Origin of the sequence: Streptomyces termitum, assembly GCF_014650175.1 — a bacterium.
In the GTDB taxonomy this organism is placed as follows: domain Bacteria; phylum Actinomycetota; class Actinomycetes; order Streptomycetales; family Streptomycetaceae; genus Streptomyces; species Streptomyces termitum.
Genome location: NZ_BMUL01000002.1, coordinates 260,558 through 278,622 on the forward strand (window position 1 = coordinate 260,558; position 18,065 = coordinate 278,622).

Below are 18,065 nucleotides of genomic sequence, written 5' to 3' on the forward strand. Positions count from 1 at the left end.
GCGTCGTGCGCGGTGCCGCCCGTCCGGGGCGCGGGCGCCGCACGGGAGCTGATGTATGGCTCGCCGGTTCCGTACGCCCGATGCGGACGGCCTGGCGAAAGTCTCCTGGTCAGTGCGCGGCCCGACCCAGGTGGCTCCCGAGTGCCAGGGCTGCGCTCGACGTCGTCCCCTACGCGGGGCCTGCCTCCGGCGCCGTCGCCGGGGCGGTCGCGGCGGCCGTGGTAGAAGCGGCCGTGACTGCCTCGCGGTCGGGCGCGAGCGGGTCGGTCACCGTGCCGGACTCCTCGTCGAAGGGCCCCTGCGCCAGCCTGGTCACCGCTGCGGGGACCGGCGGCGCCAGGTCGGCCACGGCGCGGAGACCGGACAGGACGTCGTCGGGTCGCACGGCGGGTGTCATGTGCCGAACGACCAGCCGCAGTATCGCACAGGCGTCGTCCGCGGGCCCATCGCCCCGGGGATCGCCCTGGGGCCGGTCCGCGGCGAGCGCGGCGACCGCGGCGCGGGTGTCGAAGGTGCGGATGCCGTTCTTAGTCTTGCGCTGCACCTCCACGGTCTCGGCCGCGAGGAAGGCGTCGACGGCCTTTTCCGCGTCCTCGACGGGGACGCCGTCGAGCCGCAGCTCCCACACGGAGGCGGCGAGCCGGTCGGCGAGGCCCGAGGTGCGGGCCTCGACGGCGTCGGTGATGTCGAGGCCGGCCGGGAGGGACTCGTCGAGCAGGGCCCGCAGGGTCTCGGGGTCGCGGCGCTCGGTGAGGGCGATCTCCAGGAACTCGGCCTCGGAGCCCGTACCCGTGGGGGCGGCGTTGGCGTACGACACCTTGGGGTGCGGGGTGAAGCCGGCCGAGTACGCCATGGGCACCTCGGCGCGGCGCAGGGCGCGCTCGAAGGCGCGCTGGAAGTCGCGGTGGCTGGTGAACCGGAGGCGGCCTCGCTTGGTGTAGCGCAGTCGGATGCGCTGCACCGCCGGTGCGGGCGGCGGACCTTCGGGCTGTCGCTTGCCCAGTGGTTCTTCTCCTCGGTGCGGGGCGGGCGCGGTGGCGCTCCGCCCGGAAGCTCTTGGGCGTCCCCTGGGTCCCGCCCGGCTCACCCCCGCACGGGCGGGGAGGTCTCGGGGGCGGGCGCCGCGCCGGGGACGTTCGTTGTACTACCCAGAGTACGCGCCCGGCGCACCCGGGGTTCCCCGGCGAGCCGGGGACACGGTCAGCGGGGGCCGCCGAAGAGGGCGGTCCGCACCTCGCGGGCGGCGGCGCGCACGGCCCGGGCCGCGGCGGCGACCGGCGCCCACACCCAGGCGCGCAGCCAGTGGCCCAGGGGAGTGAGGACGGTCCGGTACAGCCAGGCGAGCGGCCGGCCGACCGCGTGCCACAGCACCCACCCGACGGCCCGGCCGAGGGCCTTCAGGATCCGTCCGGCGACGTCCCAGGCCCAGGCGAGGGCCGCTCCGGCGAAGCGGACCACGGGGCCGAGGACCCACCGCCAGAGCCAGCCCAGCGGGGTGACGACGAGCAGGTCGACCACCCACCACACGGCCCGCAGGACGGGGGCGAGGACGTACCGCCACAGCCAGGCCGCCGGGACGAGGACGACCCGGTCGAACAGCCACCACAGGGCGCGGCCGACCGGGGCGAGGACCCACTCCCAGAGCCAGCGGAGCGGGACGACGAGCAGGTGGTGGACCAGCCATCCGAGGGCGCGGCCGACGGGGGCGAGGATCCAGCGCCAGAGCTGTCCGAGACACCAGGCGAGGGCGTCCCAGAGCAGCCGTACGGGCAGGACGACGACGAGGGCGACGGCGCGCGCCACCCCCGTGAGACAGCCCGGGTTCTCCGTGTTCATGCCCACAACGACGTGGGGACCCCGCGGCGGGTTTCCCCCCGGCCCCGTTTTCCCGCGGACGTCACCAAGGCGTTACCCGGCGGGGCGGGGCGCCCTTGCGCCATCCGGCCCTCCCCCGGCCCGGCACCTCCCCGGAACGAAATGATGCTCCTGTCATACTGCGAATGAGCGGTTCGACTGAGGAGACAACACGGCATGCCGTCTGCAGCTACCCCCCGGTTCAGTGTGATCGTCCCGGTCCACGGGGTCGAGGGCTACATCCGCGAATGCCTCGAATCCCTGCTCGCGCAGGACTACACCGACTTCGAGATCATCGCCGTCGACGACCGCTCCCCCGACGGCAGCGGTGCCATCCTCGACGAGCTCGCCGCCCGCGACCCGCGCGTCCGCCCGGTGCACCGCGCCGAGAACGGCGGCATCGGCGCCGCCCGCAACACCGGCATCGCCGAGGCCCGCGGCGACTACCTGCTCTTCCTCGACGGCGACGACTCCGTCCGCCCCGGCTCGCTGCGGGCCGTCGCCGACCGGCTCGCCGAGACCGGCGACCCCGAGATCCTCCTCTTCGACCACGTCCGCACCTACGCCGACGGCACCGTCGAGGCCAGCAACTCCGCCCCCCGGCTGGCCGAGATCCGCGACCGGGTCGTCCGTCCCGCCGACCACCTCGGCCTGCTGCGCCTGTTCGCCGTCGTCTGGAACCGGGCCTACCGCCGCGACTTCTTCACCTCCGGCGGCCTCGACGGCCGGGGCTTCAGCTTCACCGACGGCCTCTACGAGGACGCGCTCATGGTCTACACGACCATGGCCGCGGCCGAGCGCCTCGCCGTCCTCGAACAGGTCGTCGTCGAGTACCGCCAGCGCCGCCGGGGCAGCTCCATGCGCAGCAGCGCGCCCCGCAAACACTTCGTGATCTTCGACCAGTACCAGGCGGTCTTCGACTACCTCGAAGGCCGCCCCGGCTTCGACGACTACCGCACGGTCGTCTTCGAGCGGATGATCTCCCACTTCCTCTACACCCTCGCCCGCCCCTTCCGCATACCGCGCACCCACCGCCGCGCCTACCTCCACCGGGCCGGCCAGGTGTACCGGAAGAACGAACCGCGGGGCTTCACCCCGCCGCCCGGCGTCGTCGGTCTGAAGTTCAAGGTCCTGCGCACCGGTTCGTACGCCGCCTTCGCCTCGCTCAAGCTGGCCAACGGCACCCGCGAGACCGCCTTCCGCGCCCTCGGGGACTCCAAGCGCTGGGGCGGCCGCAAGGCCCTGAAGACGTACTACGCCGTGCAGCGGCGGCTCCCCGTCGACGAGAACCTCGCCGTCTACTCCGCCTACTGGGGCCGTACCCCCTCCTGCAATCCGCTCGCCGTCCACGAGGCCGCCCGGGAACTCGCCCCGCACCTGCGCGGTGTCTGGGTCGTGAACCCCTCCCACGCCGCCTCGCTGCCCCCCGGGACCACCCGGATCGCCCCCGCCACCTTCGGCTACTGGAAGGCCATGGCGCGGGCCAAGTACCTGGTCAACAACGTCAACTTCCCGGACTCCGTGGTCAAGCGCCCCGGCCAGGTCCACCTCCAGACCCACCACGGCACTCCGCTCAAGCGGATGGGCCTCGACCAGCAGCGCTTCCCGGCCGTCGCCAGGAGCATGGACTTCGACAAGCTGATGGAGCGCGTGGACCGCTGGGACTGGAGCGTCTCCGCCAACCCGCACTCCACCGAGCACTGGGAGCGGGTCTACCCGGCGCCCTTCACCTCCCTCGACACCGGCTACCCGCGCAACGACGTCTACCAGCGGGCCACCGCCGAGGACGTCCGCCGGATCCGGGCCGCCCTCGGCATCGCCCCCGGCCGCAAGGCGCTGCTGTACGCGCCCACCGTCCGCGACCACCAGAAGGACGCCTTCGTCCCCCGGCTCGACCTCGCCCGCTTCGCCCGCGAGCTCGGCCCCGACCACGTCCTGCTGGTCCGCGCCCACTACTTCTACGGCGCCGACCCCGAGCTGGACGCGCTCGCCGGACGCGGCGCCCTCGTCGACGTCTCCCGCCACCCCTCGGTGGAGGAGCTGTGCCTGGCGGCCGACGCCCTGATCACGGACTACTCGTCGATCATGTTCGACTACGCCAACCTCGACCGGCCGATCGTCACCTACGCCGACGACTGGGAGATGTACCGCACCTGTCGCGGCGTCACCTTCGACCTGCTCTCCGGCGAGCCCGGCGACACCCCCGGCGTGATCGCCACCACCGAGGACGAGCTGATCGAGGCCTTCCGCAGCGGAGCCTGGGAGGGCGGGGCCGCCGCCGCGCTGCGCCGGGCCTTCCGCGAGCGGTTCTGCGTCTGGGACGACGGCCACGCCGCCGAGCGGGTCGTCCGCCGCGTCTTCCTCGGCGAGGAGGGGACGAACCCGCCCTTCGTGCCGCTCGCCGAGCGCACCCCGGCCCCGACCCCGGCCGAGGCCGCCGAGCCCGCCGGGGCGGAGCCCGTGGCGAAGTGACCCCGCGCGTGCGAGAGGGGCGCCCCGGCGGATCTCCGCCGGGGCGCCCCTCTCGCGTACGGGAGCCGTACGGGACTACTTGACCACGCTCAGCGGCAGCAGCTTCTTGCCGGTGGGGCCGATCTGGATGTGGGTGTCCATCTGCGGGCAGACGCCGCAGTCGAAGCACGGGGTCCAGCGGCAGTCCTCGACCTCGGTCTCGTCGAGGGCGTCCTGCCAGTCCTCCCAGAGCCAGTCCTTGTCGAGACCGGAGTCCAGGTGGTCCCAGGGCAGGACCTCCTCGTAGGAGCGCTCGCGGGTGGTGTACCAGGCGACGTCCACGCCGTACTCGGGGAGGGTCTTCTCCGCGCACTCCATCCAGCGGTCGTAGCTGAAGTGCTCGCGCCAGCCGTCGAAGCGGCCGCCGTCCTCGTAGACCGCGCGGATGACGGCGCCGATGCGGCGGTCGCCCCGGGAGAGGAGGCCCTCGACGATGCCGGGCTTGCCGTCGTGGTAGCGGAAGCCGATGGAGCGGCCGTGCGCCTTGTCGCCGCGGATCTTGTCGCGGAGCTTCTGCAGGCGGGCGTCCGTCTCCTCGGCGGAGAGCTGCGGGGCCCACTGGAAGGGGGTATGCGGCTTGGGCACGAAGCCGCCGATGGAGACGGTGCAGCGGATGTCGTTCTGGCCGGAGACCTCGCGGCCCTTCCTGATGACGTTGATCGCCATGTCGGCGATCTGGAGGACGTCCTCGTCGGTCTCGGTGGGCAGGCCGCACATGAAGTACAGCTTCACCTGGCGCCAGCCGTTGCCGTAGGCGGTGGCGACGGTCCGGATGAGGTCCTCCTCCGAGACCATCTTGTTGATGACCTTGCGCATGCGCTCGGAGCCGCCCTCGGGGGCGAAGGTGAGACCGGAGCGGCGGCCGTTGCGGGTCAGCTCGTTGGCCAGGTCGACGTTGAAGGCGTCGACGCGGGTCGAGGGGAGCGACAGGCCGATCTTGTCGTCGGTGTAGCGGTCCGCGAGGCCCTTGGCGATCTCGCCGATCTCGGAGTGGTCCGCCGAGGAGAGCGAGAGGAGGCCGACCTCCTCGAAGCCGGTGGCCTTCAGGCCGCGGTCCACCATCTCGCCGATGCCGGTGATGCTTCGCTCCCGCACGGGGCGCGTGATCATGCCGGCCTGGCAGAAGCGGCAGCCGCGGGTGCAGCCGCGGAAGATCTCGACGGACATGCGCTCGTGGACGGTCTCCGCGAGCGGGACGAGGGGCTGCTTGGGGTAGGGCCACTCGTCGAGGTCCATGACGGTGTGCTTGGAGACGCGCCACGGCACGCCCGAGCGGTTGGGGACGACGCGGCCGATGCGGCCGTCCGGCAGGTACTCGACGTCGTAGAACGCCGGGATGTAGACGCCGCCGGTCCTGGCGAGGCGGAGCAGGACCTCCTCGCGGCCGCCCGGCCGGCCCTCCGCCTTCCACTGCCGGATGACCTCGGTCATGTCGAGCACGGCCTGCTCGCCGTCGCCGATGACCGCCGCGTCGATGAAGTCCGCGATCGGCTCGGGGTTGAAGGCGGCGTGGCCGCCCGCGAGCACGATGGGGTGGTCGACGGTGCGGTCCTTGGACTCCAGCGGGATGCCCGCCAGGTCCAGGGCCGTGAGCATGTTGGTGTAGCCCAGCTCGGTGGAGAAGGACAGGCCGAAGACGTCGAAGGCGCCGACCGGGCGGTGGCTGTCCACGGTGAACTGCGGCACCTGGTGCTCGCGCATCAGTTCTTCGAGGTCGGGCCAGACGCTGTAGGTGCGCTCGGCGAGGACGCCCTCGCGCTCGTTCAGCACCTCGTAGAGGATCATGACGCCCTGGTTGGGCAGGCCGACCTCGTACGCGTCCGGGTACATGAGAGCCCAGCGGACGTCGGCGGACTCCCACGGCTTGACCGTGGAGTTCAGCTCTCCACCGACGTACTGGATCGGCTTCTGCACGTGCGGGAGCAGAGCTTCGAGCTGCGGGAAGACAGACTCGGCAGCAGACATCTCGAACCTTCGTGAGCGGGCAGGGGGGCGACTCTCAAGCGTACCCCGGTGCTCAGTGCCCCGGCGCCGCCGTGAGGGGCGGGGCCGAGGCGCGGGCCCAGACCTCCGGCAGGGCCCGTACCGCGTCGGCGGCGGCCGCTTCCTCCCGGCCGTACAGGAGTCCCCAGGTGAAGGCGGATTCCCCGGCGCCCTGGGCCCGGACGGCGAGCTCGCGCAGGGCGGCGCGGGCGACGACGGAGTCCTGGTGCTCGCCCAGCAGGGACTGGACGGCCTTCACCCGTTTCGCCAGGCGCTTCGCGGGCTTGCCGAGGGTGGGGACGGCGGCGTCGGCGGCGTACCGGGCGCGCTTGGCGGCCTTGCGGGCCGCGTGGAGGGCGAGGTCGCGCTCGGGGCCGGGGTCGAGGGAGAGGGCGTGCGCGATCCGGGCGGCGAGCCGGTCGTGGTCCCCGCGGACGGCGCGGGCGAGGACCTTCGGGGCGGGGCGGTGCGCGGCGCCGCGCGCGGGCGGGTCGGCGAGGAGCGCGTCGAGGCGGTCGAGGAGGGCGAGGTGGCGGTCGGAGTCGAGGGCGGCGAGGGCGGCGCGGCGGGCTCCCGCGCCGCGGGCGACGCTCCCGGCGCGCAGCCGGGCCCGGACCGGGCCGAGGCGCAGGGTGCGGGGCAGCGCGTCGAGCCGGGCGCCGAGCCGTTGGGTGAGGACCTCCTGGTCGCGGGCGGCGCCGAGCTGTCCGGCGAGCCATTTCAGCTCGTCGCCGATCGGGTCGGTGGCCGTGCGGTCGAGGACCGCGCGGTGGGTCCTGAGGGCGCTGCGCAGGCGGCGGCAGGCGACCCGGAGCCCGTGGACGGAGTCGGGCAGGTCGCGGCGGACGGCGGGGTCGAGGGTGACGATCGCCTCGACCTGTTCGCGTACGTACGCGAGGACGGCGGCGCCCGCGGTGCCGTCCTCGTACGGCCGGGCGGGCGGCGGGGGCGCGAGGCCGGCGCCGGTGAGCGCGCGGGCGAGTTTGGAGGGGGCGCCGGCGGGGCGGATGCCGGCCTTGCGCAGGCGCTTGTGCACGGCGTCGAGGACGGCGGGGTCGGCGCCGTCGGCGAGTTCGACCTCGATCTCGGTCCAGTCGGCGGTGGCGCCGTCCCCGGCGCCCGCGAGGAGGACGGCGTGGACGGTGTCGACGGAGAGTTCGGCCAGGAGGGTGCCGTCGGCGGCGTGGAGGCGGCGGACGTCGCGGGAGGAGCGGACGCGGACGAGGGGGACGACCCTCCCGGTGCGGACGCGGGAGCGCAGGAGCGCCGCCAGGGGGCGCGGGAGGGTGTCGGAGAGCGGGGCGGCGAGTTCGTCGCGGACGCCGGGGGCGACGGGGAACTTGAGGTGCCAGCCGGCGTCGGCGCCGCCGGTGCGGCGGCGCAGGGTGAGTCCGTCGGCGAAGAGGCGCAGGTCCGGGGTGTCGTGGTAGACGGCGTCGAGTTCCGTGACGCCCTCGTCGGTGACGCGGGCGACGCCGGGGGCACGGGTGAGGTCCGGCAGCTCCGTGTCCCCGGTGGCTTCGTACTTCCGCTCGATCTCGCGCTTCGTCCCGGCCATGTCTCGCATCTTGCCCGTTCCTTCCGGATCATGCCGGATCGCGCCGGATCGGGAGGCGGGCGGGCGTCAGGCGGTCATGGGCCGTTGGACGCGGATCGACTGGAGGAGGCCGATGGCCACCCAGACGGCGAACATCGAGGAGCCGCCGTAGGAGACGAAGGGCAGCGGCAGTCCTGCGACCGGCATGATGCCGAGGGTCATGCCGATGTTCTCGAAGGACTGGAAGGCGAACCAGGAGACGATGCCGGCGGCGACGATCGTCCCGTACAGCTCGGTGGAGCTGCGGGCGATGCGGCAGGCGCGCCACAGGATGACGCCGAGGAGGACGAGGATCAGTCCGGCGCCGACGAAGCCGAGCTCCTCGCCCGCGACGGTGAAGACGAAGTCGGTCTGCTGCTCGGGGACGAACTGGCCGGTGGTCTGGGAGCCGTTGAAGAGGCCGGCGCCGAAGCGGCCGCCGGAGCCGATGGCGATGCGGGCCTGGTTGGTGTTGTAGCCGACGCCGGACGGGTCGAGGTCGGGGTTGGCGAAGGCGGCGAAGCGGTTGATCTGGTACTCGTCGAGCATGCCGAGGGCGGTGACGAGGACCGCGCCGAGGACACCGGCGCCGATGAGGCCGAGGATCCACCGGTTGGAGGCGCCGGAGGCGAGGAGCACGCCGAGCACGATCACGATCATCACCATGACCGAGCCGAGGTCGGGCATCAGCATGACGATGCCCATGGGGAGCGCGGCGAGGACCAGCGCCTTGGCGACGGTGCCGTGGTCGGGGTGGATCTGGTCGCCCGCGTCGACCTTGGCGGCGAGGAGCATCGCCGCGACCAGGATGATGGTGATCTTCACGAACTCGCTGGGCTGGAGCGAGAAGCCGCCGCCGATGACGATCCACGCGTGGGCGCCGTTGATGGTGGCGCCGAGCGGGGTGAGGACGGCGAGGATCAGCACGATCGACAGGCCGTAGAGGACGGGCACCGCGCCGCGCAGGGTGCGGTGGCCGAGCCAGATGGTGCCGATCATCAGGGCGACGCCGATGCCGGTGTTGAGCAGGTGGCGGAAGAGGAAGTAGTACGGGTCGCCCTGGTTGAGCGAGGTGCGGCCCCGGGTGGCGGACCACACCAGGAGCGAGCCGATCAGGGAGAGGGCGAGCGCGGAGAGCAGGATCGGCCAGTCGAGGCGGCGGAGCACCGAGTCGCGGGCGGTGAGCCGGGCGAGGGTGGAGCGCTCGGGGGCGTAGCGGGAGACGGAGAAGCCGTGCGGCGCGGTCATGGTCAGTCCCTCCGCCAGGTGGCGGCGGGCGGCCCGGCGAGGGCGGCGGTGCCGTCCTTCGCGGGGTCGGCCTTCTGCGCCTCGGGGTCGTAGGGCTTGACCGTCGGGGCGTCGATGGAGCCGTCGGCCGCGATCTTCGGGAGGGCCGCCTGGGGCTTGGGCAGCAGGGCGCGCTTGAGGTCCTGGTTGCCGGCGTCGTCGAGGCCGTAGAGGGCGTCGTAGATGTTGCGGACGGCGGGGCCGGAGGCGCCGGAGCCGGTGCCGCCCTGGGAGATCGTCATGACGATCGCGTAGTCCTTGGTGTACGTGGCGAACCAGGAGGTGGTCTGCTTGCCGTAGACCTCGGCGGTGCCGGTCTTGGCGTGCATCGGGATCTTGTCCTGCGGCCAGCCGCCGAAGCGCCAGGCGGCCGTGCCGCGGGTGGCGACACCCGCGAGGGCCTCCTCTATCAAGCTCTGCGTCTTCGCGTTCATCGGGAGCTTGCCGTGGGCCTGGGGCTTGATCTCGGTGACGGTCTTTCCGTCGGGGCTGACGACGGCCTTGCCGACGGAGGGGTTCCACAGGGTGCCGCCGTTGGAGATGGCGGCGTAGATGGTGGCCATCTGGATGGGGGTGACGAGGGTGTCGCCCTGTCCGATGGAGTAGTTGACCGAGTCACCGGCGCGCATCAGGTTGCCTTCGAGGCAGTTCTCGTACGAGAGCTGCTCGACGTAGCTGCCGCCGCGCTTGCCGATCTTGCACCAGTAGTCCTTGTTGGCCTCCCAGAAGGTCTGCTTCCACTTCCGGTCGGGGACGCGGCCGGAGACCTCGTTGGGGAGGTCGATGCCGGTGGTGGCGCCGAGGCCGAACTGGTGGGCCGTCTTGTAGAACCAGTCCTTGGCGTCCTTCTTCGGCTTCATGCCGCCGTCCTTCTGCCACTGCTGGTGGGCCAGCGCGTAGTAGACGGTGTCGCAGGAGACTTCGAGGGCCTGGCCGAGGGTGATGTTGCCGTGGCCCTGGGACTCGAAGTTCTTGAAGACCTGGTTGCCGATGGAGTACGAGGACGGGCAGGGGTAGCGGCCGTTGAACTCGTAGCCGGCGTTGACGGCGGCGGTGGTCGGGATGACCTTGAAGATGGAGCCGGGGGCGGCCTGGCCCTGGATGGCGCGGTTGAGCAGCGGGAAGTTGGAGTTCTTGCCGGTCAGGGCGGCGTAGTCCTTGGCGGAGATGCCGCCGACCCAGGCGTTGGGGTCGTAGTCGGGCTGGGAGGCCATGGCGACGACGCGGCCGGTCCTGGCCTCCATGACGACGACGGCGCCGGCGTCGGCCTTGTAGTTCTCGTTGGTGTTCTTGTCGAAGGTCTTGCGGGCCTCGACCATCGCGTTGTGCAGCTCCCATTCGGCGACCGCCTGGACGCGGGCGTCGATGGAGGTGACGACGTTGGAGCCGGGGACGGCGGGGTCGGACTGGGCCTGGCCGATGACGCGGCCGAGGTTGTCGACCTCGTAGCGGGTGACGCCGGCCTTGCCGCGCAGTTCCTTGTCGTAGGTGCGCTCCAGGCCGGAGCGGCCGACCTGGTCGGAGCGGAGGTACGGCGAGTCGCCGTCCTTGGCCTTCTCGATCTCCTGGTCGGTGACGGGCGAGAGGTAGCCGAGGACCTGGGAGGTGCGGGACTCGCCGGGGGCCGGGTAGCGGCGGACGGCGGTGGGTTCGGCGGTGATGCCGGGGAAGTCCTCGGCGCGCTCGCGGATCTGGAGGGCCTGCTGGGTGGTGGCCTCGTCGGTGACCGGGATCGGCTGGTACGGGGAGCCGTTCCAGCACGGCTTGGGCGTCTTGGCGTCGCAGAGCCGGATCTTGTTGATGACGTCCTCGGGCTTCATGGCGAGGACGCCGGCGAGCCGGGTGAGGACGGCCTTGCCGTCGTCCTTCATCCTCATCAGCTCGGTGCGCGAGGCGGAGACCACGAGGCGGGTCTCGTTGTCGGCGAGCGGGACGCCCCGGGCGTCGAGGATGGAGCCGCGGACGGCGGGCTGGACGACCTGCTGGACGTGGTTGTTCTTGGCCTCGTCCGTGTACTCCTTGCCGTTGCGGATCTGGAGGTACCAGAGCCGGCCGCCCAGGGTGAGCAGCAGGGAGAAGACGAGGATCTGGATGACGACGAGCCGGGTCTGGACGCGGGGGGTCCGTCCCGTCTCGGGGATGTTGGTCATGCTGCCGGTGCCCCCTCGGTCACAGTCGCTTGACTCCCTTGATGCGGCCGGCGCGTCCGGCGCGGGAGCGGGCCGCCTTGACGCGCAGTCCGCCGCGCTGGCTGCCGATCCTCAGGCCGGTGCCGGAGGAGAGCCAGCCGGCGGAGACGTCGCCGCCGCCCGCGCCGGTGGCGTCGGCGACCGGGTCGTTCTCGGCGCGGCGGGCCAGGGCCATGAGGAACGGCACCGTGAACGGGGCGAGCAGCAGGTCGTAGACGACGGCGGTGAGGAGCAGCGAGGTGAGGCCCACGTGCCGGGCGGCGGTGTCGCCGACGAGGGCGCCGACGCCCGCGTAGAGCAGGGTGGAGCCGACGGCCGCGCCGACGACGGCGGCCATCGGGCCGAAGGCGGAGGTGAAGCGGCCGTTCTCGGGCCGGACGAGGCCGACGAGGTAGCCGACGACGCAGAGGACGAGGGCGTAGCGGCCGGCGGCGTGGTCGGCGGGCGGCGCGAAATCGGCGAGCAGGCCGGCGCTGAAGCCGACGAGGGCGCCGGTGACGGGCCCGTGGACGAGGGCGAGCGCGACGACGGTGAGGAGGACGAGGTCGGGTACGGCGCCGGGGAGCTGGAGCCGGGCGAGGACGGAGACCTGGACGACGAGGGCGACCACGATCAGGGCCGCGGAGAGGAGGATGCGGTTGAACTTCACGGTGTCGCGTCCTCCTGGGCGTTCGGGTCCTGGGCCGGATTCTGGGCCTGGTTCTGGGCCGGGTCCTGGGCCTGGTTCCGGGCCGGGTCCTGCGCCTGGTTCTGTGCCGGATCCTGTATCGGCTTCTCGGCCCGGCCCTGGGCCTCCTGGCCGGCCGGCTTCTCGGCGTCGCCGGGCTCGGCGGTGACCGTGACGGTGACGGTGGGCGCCGGCTCGGGCTTCCGCGGCAGCACCATGTCGCGCGGGTCGGAGCGGGGGGCCTGGACGACGACGCCGACGATGTCGAGCTTGGTGAAGCCGACGTACGGGCGGACGTAGACGTTGCGGGTGAGGCCGCCGCCGGAGGGGTCGACGCGGACGACCTCGCCGACCGGGACGCCGGGCACGAAGGGCTTGTCGCCGCTGGAGCCGAAGGTGACGAGCCGGTCGCCGGCCTTCACCTTGGCCTTGCCGTTGAGGAGCTGGACGAGGAAGGGGCGGTCGCCCTGGCCGGTGGCGAAGCCGAGTTCGTCGGTCTTCTCCATGCGGGTGCCGACGGTGAAGTCGGGGTCGTTGGCCAGCAGGACGGTGGAGGTGGAGGGGCCGACGGTGGTGACCCGGCCGACGAGTCCGGAGCCGTTCAGGACGGTCATGTCGCGCTTGACGCCGTCGCGGGCGCCGATGTCGATGGTGACGGTCCAGGAGAAGCCCTGGGCCGCTCCTATGGCGACGACCTGGGCGCCCTTGATGCCGTACTGGCCGGCGCCGGCGGTCTTGAGCATCGTGTCGAGTTCGCGCAGCCGGTTGCGGTTGCGGTCGTCGCTGCCGAGCTTCGCCTTGAGCTCGGCGTTCTCCTTCTCCAGGGCGGCGATGCGGGTGTGCCGCTCGCCGGAGTCGCGGACCGCGCCTATGGCGTTGCCGATCGGGTCGACCGCCGCGGCGACGCCGTTCTCGACGGGGCCGAAGACGGCGGCGGCGGCCTGCCGGGCGCCGTCGACCGGCGACTCCTGGCCGCCGCGGATGTCCACCGTGATCAGCGCGAACGCGATCGCGACCAGCAGCACCAGGAGCAGCCGGCTCTCTCGTGTGTCCCTCACGTGCGGCGGCCGTGCCCTTCCTCGTGGTTCGTTGTGCAGATGTGCGTACCGTACGGGGTCCCGTGCGGAACGGTGCTCAGCGGCGCGGCTGGGCGTCCAGGACCTGCTGGAGGGCCTCGAACTCCTCGACGCACTTGCCGGAGCCCAGCGCCACCGAGTCCAGCGGGTCCTCGGCGATGTGGATCGGCATGCCGGTCTCGCGGCGCAGCCGCTCGTCGAGGCCGCGCAGCAGGGCGCCGCCACCGGTGAGAACGATGCCGCGGTCCATCACGTCACCGGAGAGCTCCGGCGGGCACTTGTCGAGGGTCGTCTTGACCGCGTCGACGATGGCGTTGACCGGCTCCTCGATGGCCTTGCGGACCTCGGCGGCGGAGATGACGACGGTCTTGGGGAGGCCCGAGACGAGGTCGCGGCCGCGGATCTCGGTGTGCTCGTCCTGCTCCAGGTCGTAGGCCGAACCGATGGTGATCTTGATCTGTTCGGCGGTGCGCTCGCCGAGGAGGAGCGAGTACTCCTTCTTGATGTGCTGGATGATCGCGTTGTCCAGCTCGTCGCCGGCGACCCGGATGGACTGTGCCGTGACGATTCCTCCGAGGGAGATCACGGCGACCTCGGTGGTGCCGCCGCCGATGTCGACGACCATGTTGCCGGTGGCCTCGTGGACGGGGAGGCCGGAGCCGATGGCGGCGGCCATGGGCTCCTCGATGATGTGCACCTGGCGGGCGCCGGCCTGGGTGGACGCCTCGATGACGGCGCGGCGCTCGACGCCGGTGATGCCGGAGGGCACGCAGACCACGACGCGGGGACGGGCCAGGTAGCGCCGCTTGTGGATCTTCAGGATGAAGTAGCGGAGCATCCGCTCGGTGATCTCGAAGTCGGCGATCACGCCGTCCTTCAGCGGGCGGACCGCGACGATGTTGCCGGGGGTCCGGCCGATCATCTTCTTCGCCTCGGCACCCACCGCGAGGATCCCGCCGGTGTTGGTGTTGATCGCGACGACGGACGGCTCGTTGAGGACGATGCCTCGACCCCTGACGTACACCAGCGTGTTGGCGGTCCCGAGGTCGACAGCCATGTCACGGCCGATGAACGACATGAAGTTCCCCTTGTTTCCCATGGGTGAGGGTGGTGCGGCGTGGAGTTTTCCATCGTAGTGCCGCCGACGCGGAAGACGCGCGCTGGTCCACCTCTGTAGTAGGTGACGGTAGGACGCGGCGATCCGTTCCCGGGATTGGCGTTCATATGCCTGGGGGCGGCCGAATTCCTTCGGTCGCCCCATCAGGTGGCCGCCGTCCGGCTGACGCGGGGTCAGACGGGCGGCGGAGCGTGCGGTCCGCGCTCAGCCGAGGCCGGGGAAGAAGATCTTCAGCTCGCGCGCGGCGGACTCCTCCGAGTCCGAGGCGTGGATCAGGTTCTCGCGGACGATGGTGCCGTAGTCGCCGCGGATCGAGCCCGGGGCGGCGGCGATCGGGTCGGTCGGGCCGGCCAGCTGCCGGACGCCCTCGATGACCCGCTCGCCCTCGACGACGAGCGCGACGACCGGACCGGAGGCCATGAAGCCCATCAGCGGCTCGTAGAAGGGCTTGCCCTTGTGCTCGCCGTAGTGCTCCTCCAGCGTCTCCTGGTCCAGGTGGCGCAGCTCCAGGGCCGCGAGGGTCCAGCCGGCCTTGCGCTCGATGCGGCCGATGATCTCGCCGATCAGGCCGCGTCGGACCGCGTCGGGCTTGAGCAGGACGAGCGTGCGCTGACTCACGGGAGGAACTCCTTCGGGGAAAAGGTGTGCGGACCTACGAATCTACAGGGCCCGCACCGCCTTCCGTCACGCAGCGTCAGGCCCTGCGGAGCCCTGGGCGGCGGCCCAGCGGGCCTTCGTCTCGTCCACTCTGCGCCCGTAGTGCACCGAGCACCACCAGAGCACGGCGAAGAGGGCCCCGAGGAAGAACATCACGGGGACGAAGAAGCCGCTGACGACCAGACCGGCCTGGAGCGCCCAGCCGAGCTGCACGCCGCCGGGCCGGGTGATCATCCCGCAGAGCAGCACCGACAGGACCATCGCCACCCCGCACACCCACCAGACGGTGGACGTGGCCAGGGAGGCGTCCTTCATGGCGACCAGACCGGCGAAGCCGATGACGAAGAACTCCCCGATGAGGGTGGAGGAGCAGAGCGTGCGCATGCGGGTCAGCCCCTCTTGAGCAGCAGCCGGGCGTCCCCGACCGTGAAGATCGAACCGGTCACCAGGACGCCGGCGCCGCCGTACTCGGCCTCCTCCTCGGCGAGCGTGATCGCCGCCTCCAGGGCGTCGGGCAGCCGGGGCTCGACGACCACCCGGTCCTCGCCGAAGACCTCGACGGCGACCGCGGCGAGCGCGTCGGCGTCGGTGGCGCGCGCGGTGGAGTTCTGGGTGACGACGATCTCCGCGAAGATCGGCTCGAAGGCCTCCAGGAAGCCCCGCGCGTCCTTGTCGCCGCTGGTGGAGACGACGCCGATGAGCCGGGAGAAGCCGAACGCCTCGGAGACCGCCTCGGCGGTGGCGCGGGCGCCGTGCGGATTGTGCGCGGCGTCCAGGATGACCGTCGGGGAGGAGCGGACGACCTCCAGGCGGCCGGGCGAGGTCACCCGGGCGAAGGCCTGCCGGACGGTCTCGACGTCGAGGGTGCGGGCGTGGTCGGCACCGATGCCGAAGAACGCCTCGACGGCGGCGAGCGCCACCGCCGCGTTGTGCGCCTGGTGGGCGCCGTACAGCGGCAGGAAGACGCCGTCGTACTCGCCGCCGAGGCCGCGCAGGGTCAGCAGCTGGCCGCCGACGGCGATCTCGCGGGAGACGACGCCGAACTCCATGCCCTCGCGGGCCACGGTGGCGTCCTCCTCCACGGCCTTCTTCAGGAGGACCTGGGCGGCGTCCACCGGCTGCTGGGCCAGGACGACGGTCGCGCCCCGCTTGATGATCCCGGACTTCTCGGTCGCGATGGCGCCGGTGGTCTCGCCGAGCCGGTCGGTGTGGTCGAGGTCGATGGGGGTGACGACGGCGACGGAGCCGTCGATCACGTTGGTCGCGTCCCAGGTGCCGCCCATACCGACCTCGACGACGGCCACGTCGACCGGGGCGTCGGCGAAGGCCGCGTACGCCATGCCGGTGACGACCTCGAAGAAGGAGAGCCGGTACTCCTCCTTGGCGTCGACCATCTCCACGTACGGCTTCACGTCCTGGTACGTCTCGATGAACCGCTCGGCGGAGATCGGCGCGCCGTCCAGGCTGATCCGCTCGGTGATGGTCTGCACGTGCGGCGAGGTGTAGCGGCCGGTGCGCAGCTCGAAGGCGCCGAGCAGGATCTCGATCATGCGGGCGGTGGACGTCTTGCCGTTGGTGCCCGTGATGTGGATCGACGGGTACGCGCGCTGCGGCTCGCCCAGCACGTCCATGAGCGCCGCGATCCGGGTGACCGAGGGCTCCAGCTTGGTCTCGCCCCAGCGGGTGGACAGCTCGGTCTCGACCTCGCGCAGCGCCCGGTCCACCTCGGGGTCCTCGGGGCGGGTCGGCACCGGGTCGCCCTGCGGCGGTCCGGCCTGGGTGCGCAGGGTGCGGCTGCCGGCCTCGATCACCGCCAGGTCGGGGTCTCGGCCGGTCTCGGCGTCGACGAGGTCGTCGAAGGCGTCGGCGGGCTCGTCGGCGTGGTCGCGCGGATCGCTCGGGTCACTCACGGCCCCCAGTCTACGGAGCCCCGCCGACAGGACGGCGGACGCACCCCCGAGTGGGGGGCGGGGGCCGACGGGCGGGGGCGCGTCAGCGGGGTGGGAGGCCGGAGGGGAGGCGGGCCTCCACCACGTACGCGTCGCCCCGGACGCCCGCCGCGAAGGTGCCGCCCATGCTGGCGACCCGCTCCTCCATCGAGACGAGGCCGGTGCCGGTGGAGACCGGGGCGCGGTCCGGCGGGTCCTTCGGCAGCGGGTTGCGGACCTCGATCCGCAGGTCGGGCCCCGCCACGTCGACGGCGATCCGGACGGGCAGGCCGGGAGCGTGCTTGGCGGCGTTCGTCAGGCACTCCTTCACCACCCGGTGGACGGCGGTCTGCCGCAGCGGGGACAGCGCCTTCGCCTCCTCGGCGACGCGCAGGGCGACCGGGCCGCCCAGCCGCCCGCTCTCGGCGGCCAGTTCGGCCAGCCCCTCCAGGCCGGGCGTGGCGCCCTCCCGGTCGGCGCGGCGCACCAGGGTCTCGTTCAGCATGAGGTGGGCGCGGCGGGCGGTGTCCGCGAGCTCCTCGAAGTCCCGCTGGTGCGCCCCGCCCCGGGCCCGGACGGCGAGCACCTCGGCGCGGACGGCGAGCACGGTCAGCTCGCGGCCGACCAGGTCGTGCACGTCCCGGCCGACCTGGATGCGCTCCTCCTGGACGGCCTGCCGGGCGGCCGCCGCCCGCGCCTGGGCCTCCAGGGCGCGGACCAGGTCCTGGCGGTAGGCGGCGATGCCGACGCCCGCCGAGAGGACGCCGATCGGGACGACGAGGCTGAGGAAGTCGCTGAGGGTGTCGCCGTGCCGGGCGGGCCAGCCGGGCGTCTGGAAGAGGGCGTAGGCGACGGCGATGTAGAGCGCGGTGGCGCCGATCGCGGCCCGCCGGCCCCGGAAGCGGCCCAGCGAGTACAGCGCGAACTGGATCATCGTGACCTCGTGCAGCCAGCCCATCAGGCCGAGCGCCACCAGGTACGGCACCCAGGGGGCGCGCCGGCGCAGCACCAGGGTGGCGGCGCCGGCGGCGAGGACGAGGGTGGCGGTGACCCCGCTGAGGGAGTTGTCCTCCCGGGCCAGTCCCGGCACGTCCAGGACCATCAGGCCGAAGGCGCTGAGGGCGGCGACGACGTCGAGGGCGCGGGGCGAGGCGGCCCACCGGTCCGCGTGGCGGCGCAGCGCGGGGACGCCGGGGAGGCGGAGCATGCCTCCATCATCC

14 protein-coding genes are annotated in these 18,065 nt (G+C 72.6%); 1 reads left to right on the forward strand and 13 read right to left on the reverse strand.

What is annotated here, in order from left to right; translation table 11 throughout:
• Positions 1–169 precede the first annotated feature (169 nt).
• Positions 170–961: a TIGR03936 family radical SAM-associated protein gene (locus tag IE219_RS04530; RefSeq protein ID WP_189975197.1), complete on the reverse strand. Its 792-nt coding sequence runs from the start codon at positions 959–961 to the stop codon at positions 170–172.
• A 239-nt stretch (positions 962–1,200) separates the two neighbouring features.
• Positions 1,201–1,836 (reverse strand): hypothetical protein, encoded by a 636-nt coding sequence (locus IE219_RS04535; protein WP_189975198.1) that lies wholly within the window; start codon positions 1,834–1,836, stop codon positions 1,201–1,203.
• A gap of 177 nt (positions 1,837–2,013) precedes the next feature.
• Here IE219_RS04535 and IE219_RS04540 point away from each other — a divergent pair, with 177 nt between their 5' ends.
• Positions 2,014–4,326 (forward strand): bifunctional glycosyltransferase/CDP-glycerol:glycerophosphate glycerophosphotransferase, encoded by a 2,313-nt coding sequence (locus IE219_RS04540; RefSeq protein WP_506004919.1) that lies wholly within the window; start codon positions 2,014–2,016, stop codon positions 4,324–4,326.
• Positions 4,327–4,401: 75 nt separating this feature from the next.
• On the opposite strand, the gene IE219_RS04545 is transcribed toward IE219_RS04540, so the two are convergent.
• The 11 genes from IE219_RS04545 to IE219_RS04595 form a co-directional block, all read right to left on the reverse strand.
• A complete protein-coding gene (locus IE219_RS04545) occupies positions 4,402–6,330 on the reverse strand; it encodes a TIGR03960 family B12-binding radical SAM protein (RefSeq protein ID WP_189975200.1) in 1,929 nt (642 codons plus the stop codon).
• 52 nt (positions 6,331–6,382) lie between these two features.
• Positions 6,383–7,906: a CYTH and CHAD domain-containing protein gene (locus tag IE219_RS04550; protein WP_189975201.1), complete on the reverse strand. Its 1,524-nt coding sequence runs from the start codon at positions 7,904–7,906 to the stop codon at positions 6,383–6,385.
• A gap of 66 nt (positions 7,907–7,972) precedes the next feature.
• Positions 7,973–9,172, reverse strand: coding sequence for a rod shape-determining protein RodA (gene rodA / locus IE219_RS04555; protein WP_189975202.1), 1,200 nt, complete (start codon positions 9,170–9,172; stop codon positions 7,973–7,975).
• Positions 9,173–9,174: 2 nt separating this feature from the next.
• Complete coding sequence (gene mrdA / locus IE219_RS04560) at positions 9,175–11,361, reverse strand: penicillin-binding protein 2 (RefSeq protein WP_189975203.1); 2,187 nt, start codon at positions 11,359–11,361, stop codon at positions 9,175–9,177.
• 19 nt (positions 11,362–11,380) lie between these two features.
• Positions 11,381–12,049, reverse strand: a complete 669-nt coding sequence (gene mreD / locus IE219_RS04565) for a rod shape-determining protein MreD (protein WP_189975204.1) — start codon at positions 12,047–12,049, stop codon at positions 11,381–11,383.
• Positions 12,046–13,125 carry a rod shape-determining protein MreC gene (gene mreC / locus IE219_RS04570; RefSeq protein ID WP_189975205.1) on the reverse strand — a complete coding sequence of 360 codons (1,080 nt, stop codon included), beginning with the start codon at positions 13,123–13,125 and terminating at the stop codon, positions 12,046–12,048. The genes mreD and mreC overlap by 4 nt, the downstream gene beginning before the upstream one ends.
• Positions 13,126–13,201: 76 nt before the next feature.
• Positions 13,202–14,221 carry a rod shape-determining protein gene (locus IE219_RS04575; RefSeq protein WP_019886273.1) on the reverse strand — a complete coding sequence of 340 codons (1,020 nt, stop codon included), beginning with the start codon at positions 14,219–14,221 and terminating at the stop codon, positions 13,202–13,204.
• A gap of 243 nt (positions 14,222–14,464) precedes the next feature.
• The gene (gene ndk, locus IE219_RS04580) at positions 14,465–14,878 is read right to left on the reverse strand and encodes a nucleoside-diphosphate kinase (protein ID WP_189975206.1); all 414 of its coding nucleotides are present in this window, start codon (positions 14,876–14,878) and stop codon (positions 14,465–14,467) included.
• Between the two features lie 66 nt (positions 14,879–14,944).
• Positions 14,945–15,301, reverse strand: coding sequence for a DUF4233 domain-containing protein (locus IE219_RS04585; protein WP_189975207.1), 357 nt, complete (start codon positions 15,299–15,301; stop codon positions 14,945–14,947).
• A gap of 5 nt (positions 15,302–15,306) precedes the next feature.
• On the reverse strand, positions 15,307–16,827 hold the full coding sequence (gene folC / locus IE219_RS04590; RefSeq protein ID WP_189975208.1) for a bifunctional tetrahydrofolate synthase/dihydrofolate synthase: 1,521 nt from the start codon (positions 16,825–16,827) through the stop codon (positions 15,307–15,309).
• A gap of 82 nt (positions 16,828–16,909) precedes the next feature.
• Entirely contained in the window at positions 16,910–18,052 is a 1,143-nt protein-coding gene (locus tag IE219_RS04595; RefSeq protein ID WP_189975209.1) for a sensor histidine kinase, read from the reverse strand.
• Positions 18,053–18,065 lie beyond the last annotated feature (13 nt).

What these genes read in the sequence shown, in the direction of transcription:
- IE219_RS04595 (WP_189975209.1), bottom strand. Translation starts at nt 18,052, where the DNA reads ATGCTCCGCCTCCCCGGCGTCCCCGCGCTGCGCCGCCACGCGGACCGG.
- IE219_RS04535 (WP_189975198.1), bottom strand. Translation starts at nt 1,836, where the DNA reads ATGAACACGGAGAACCCGGGCTGTCTCACGGGGGTGGCGCGCGCCGTC.
- IE219_RS04585 (WP_189975207.1), bottom strand. Translation starts at nt 15,301, where the DNA reads ATGCGCACGCTCTGCTCCTCCACCCTCATCGGGGAGTTCTTCGTCATC.
- rodA (WP_189975202.1), bottom strand. Translation starts at nt 9,172, where the DNA reads ATGACCGCGCCGCACGGCTTCTCCGTCTCCCGCTACGCCCCCGAGCGC.
- IE219_RS04575 (WP_019886273.1), bottom strand. Translation starts at nt 14,221, where the DNA reads ATGTCGTTCATCGGCCGTGACATGGCTGTCGACCTCGGGACCGCCAAC.
- IE219_RS04545 (WP_189975200.1), bottom strand. Translation starts at nt 6,330, where the DNA reads ATGTCTGCTGCCGAGTCTGTCTTCCCGCAGCTCGAAGCTCTGCTCCCG.
- mrdA (WP_189975203.1), bottom strand. Translation starts at nt 11,361, where the DNA reads ATGACCAACATCCCCGAGACGGGACGGACCCCCCGCGTCCAGACCCGG.
- IE219_RS04550 (WP_189975201.1), bottom strand. Translation starts at nt 7,906, where the DNA reads ATGGCCGGGACGAAGCGCGAGATCGAGCGGAAGTACGAAGCCACCGGG.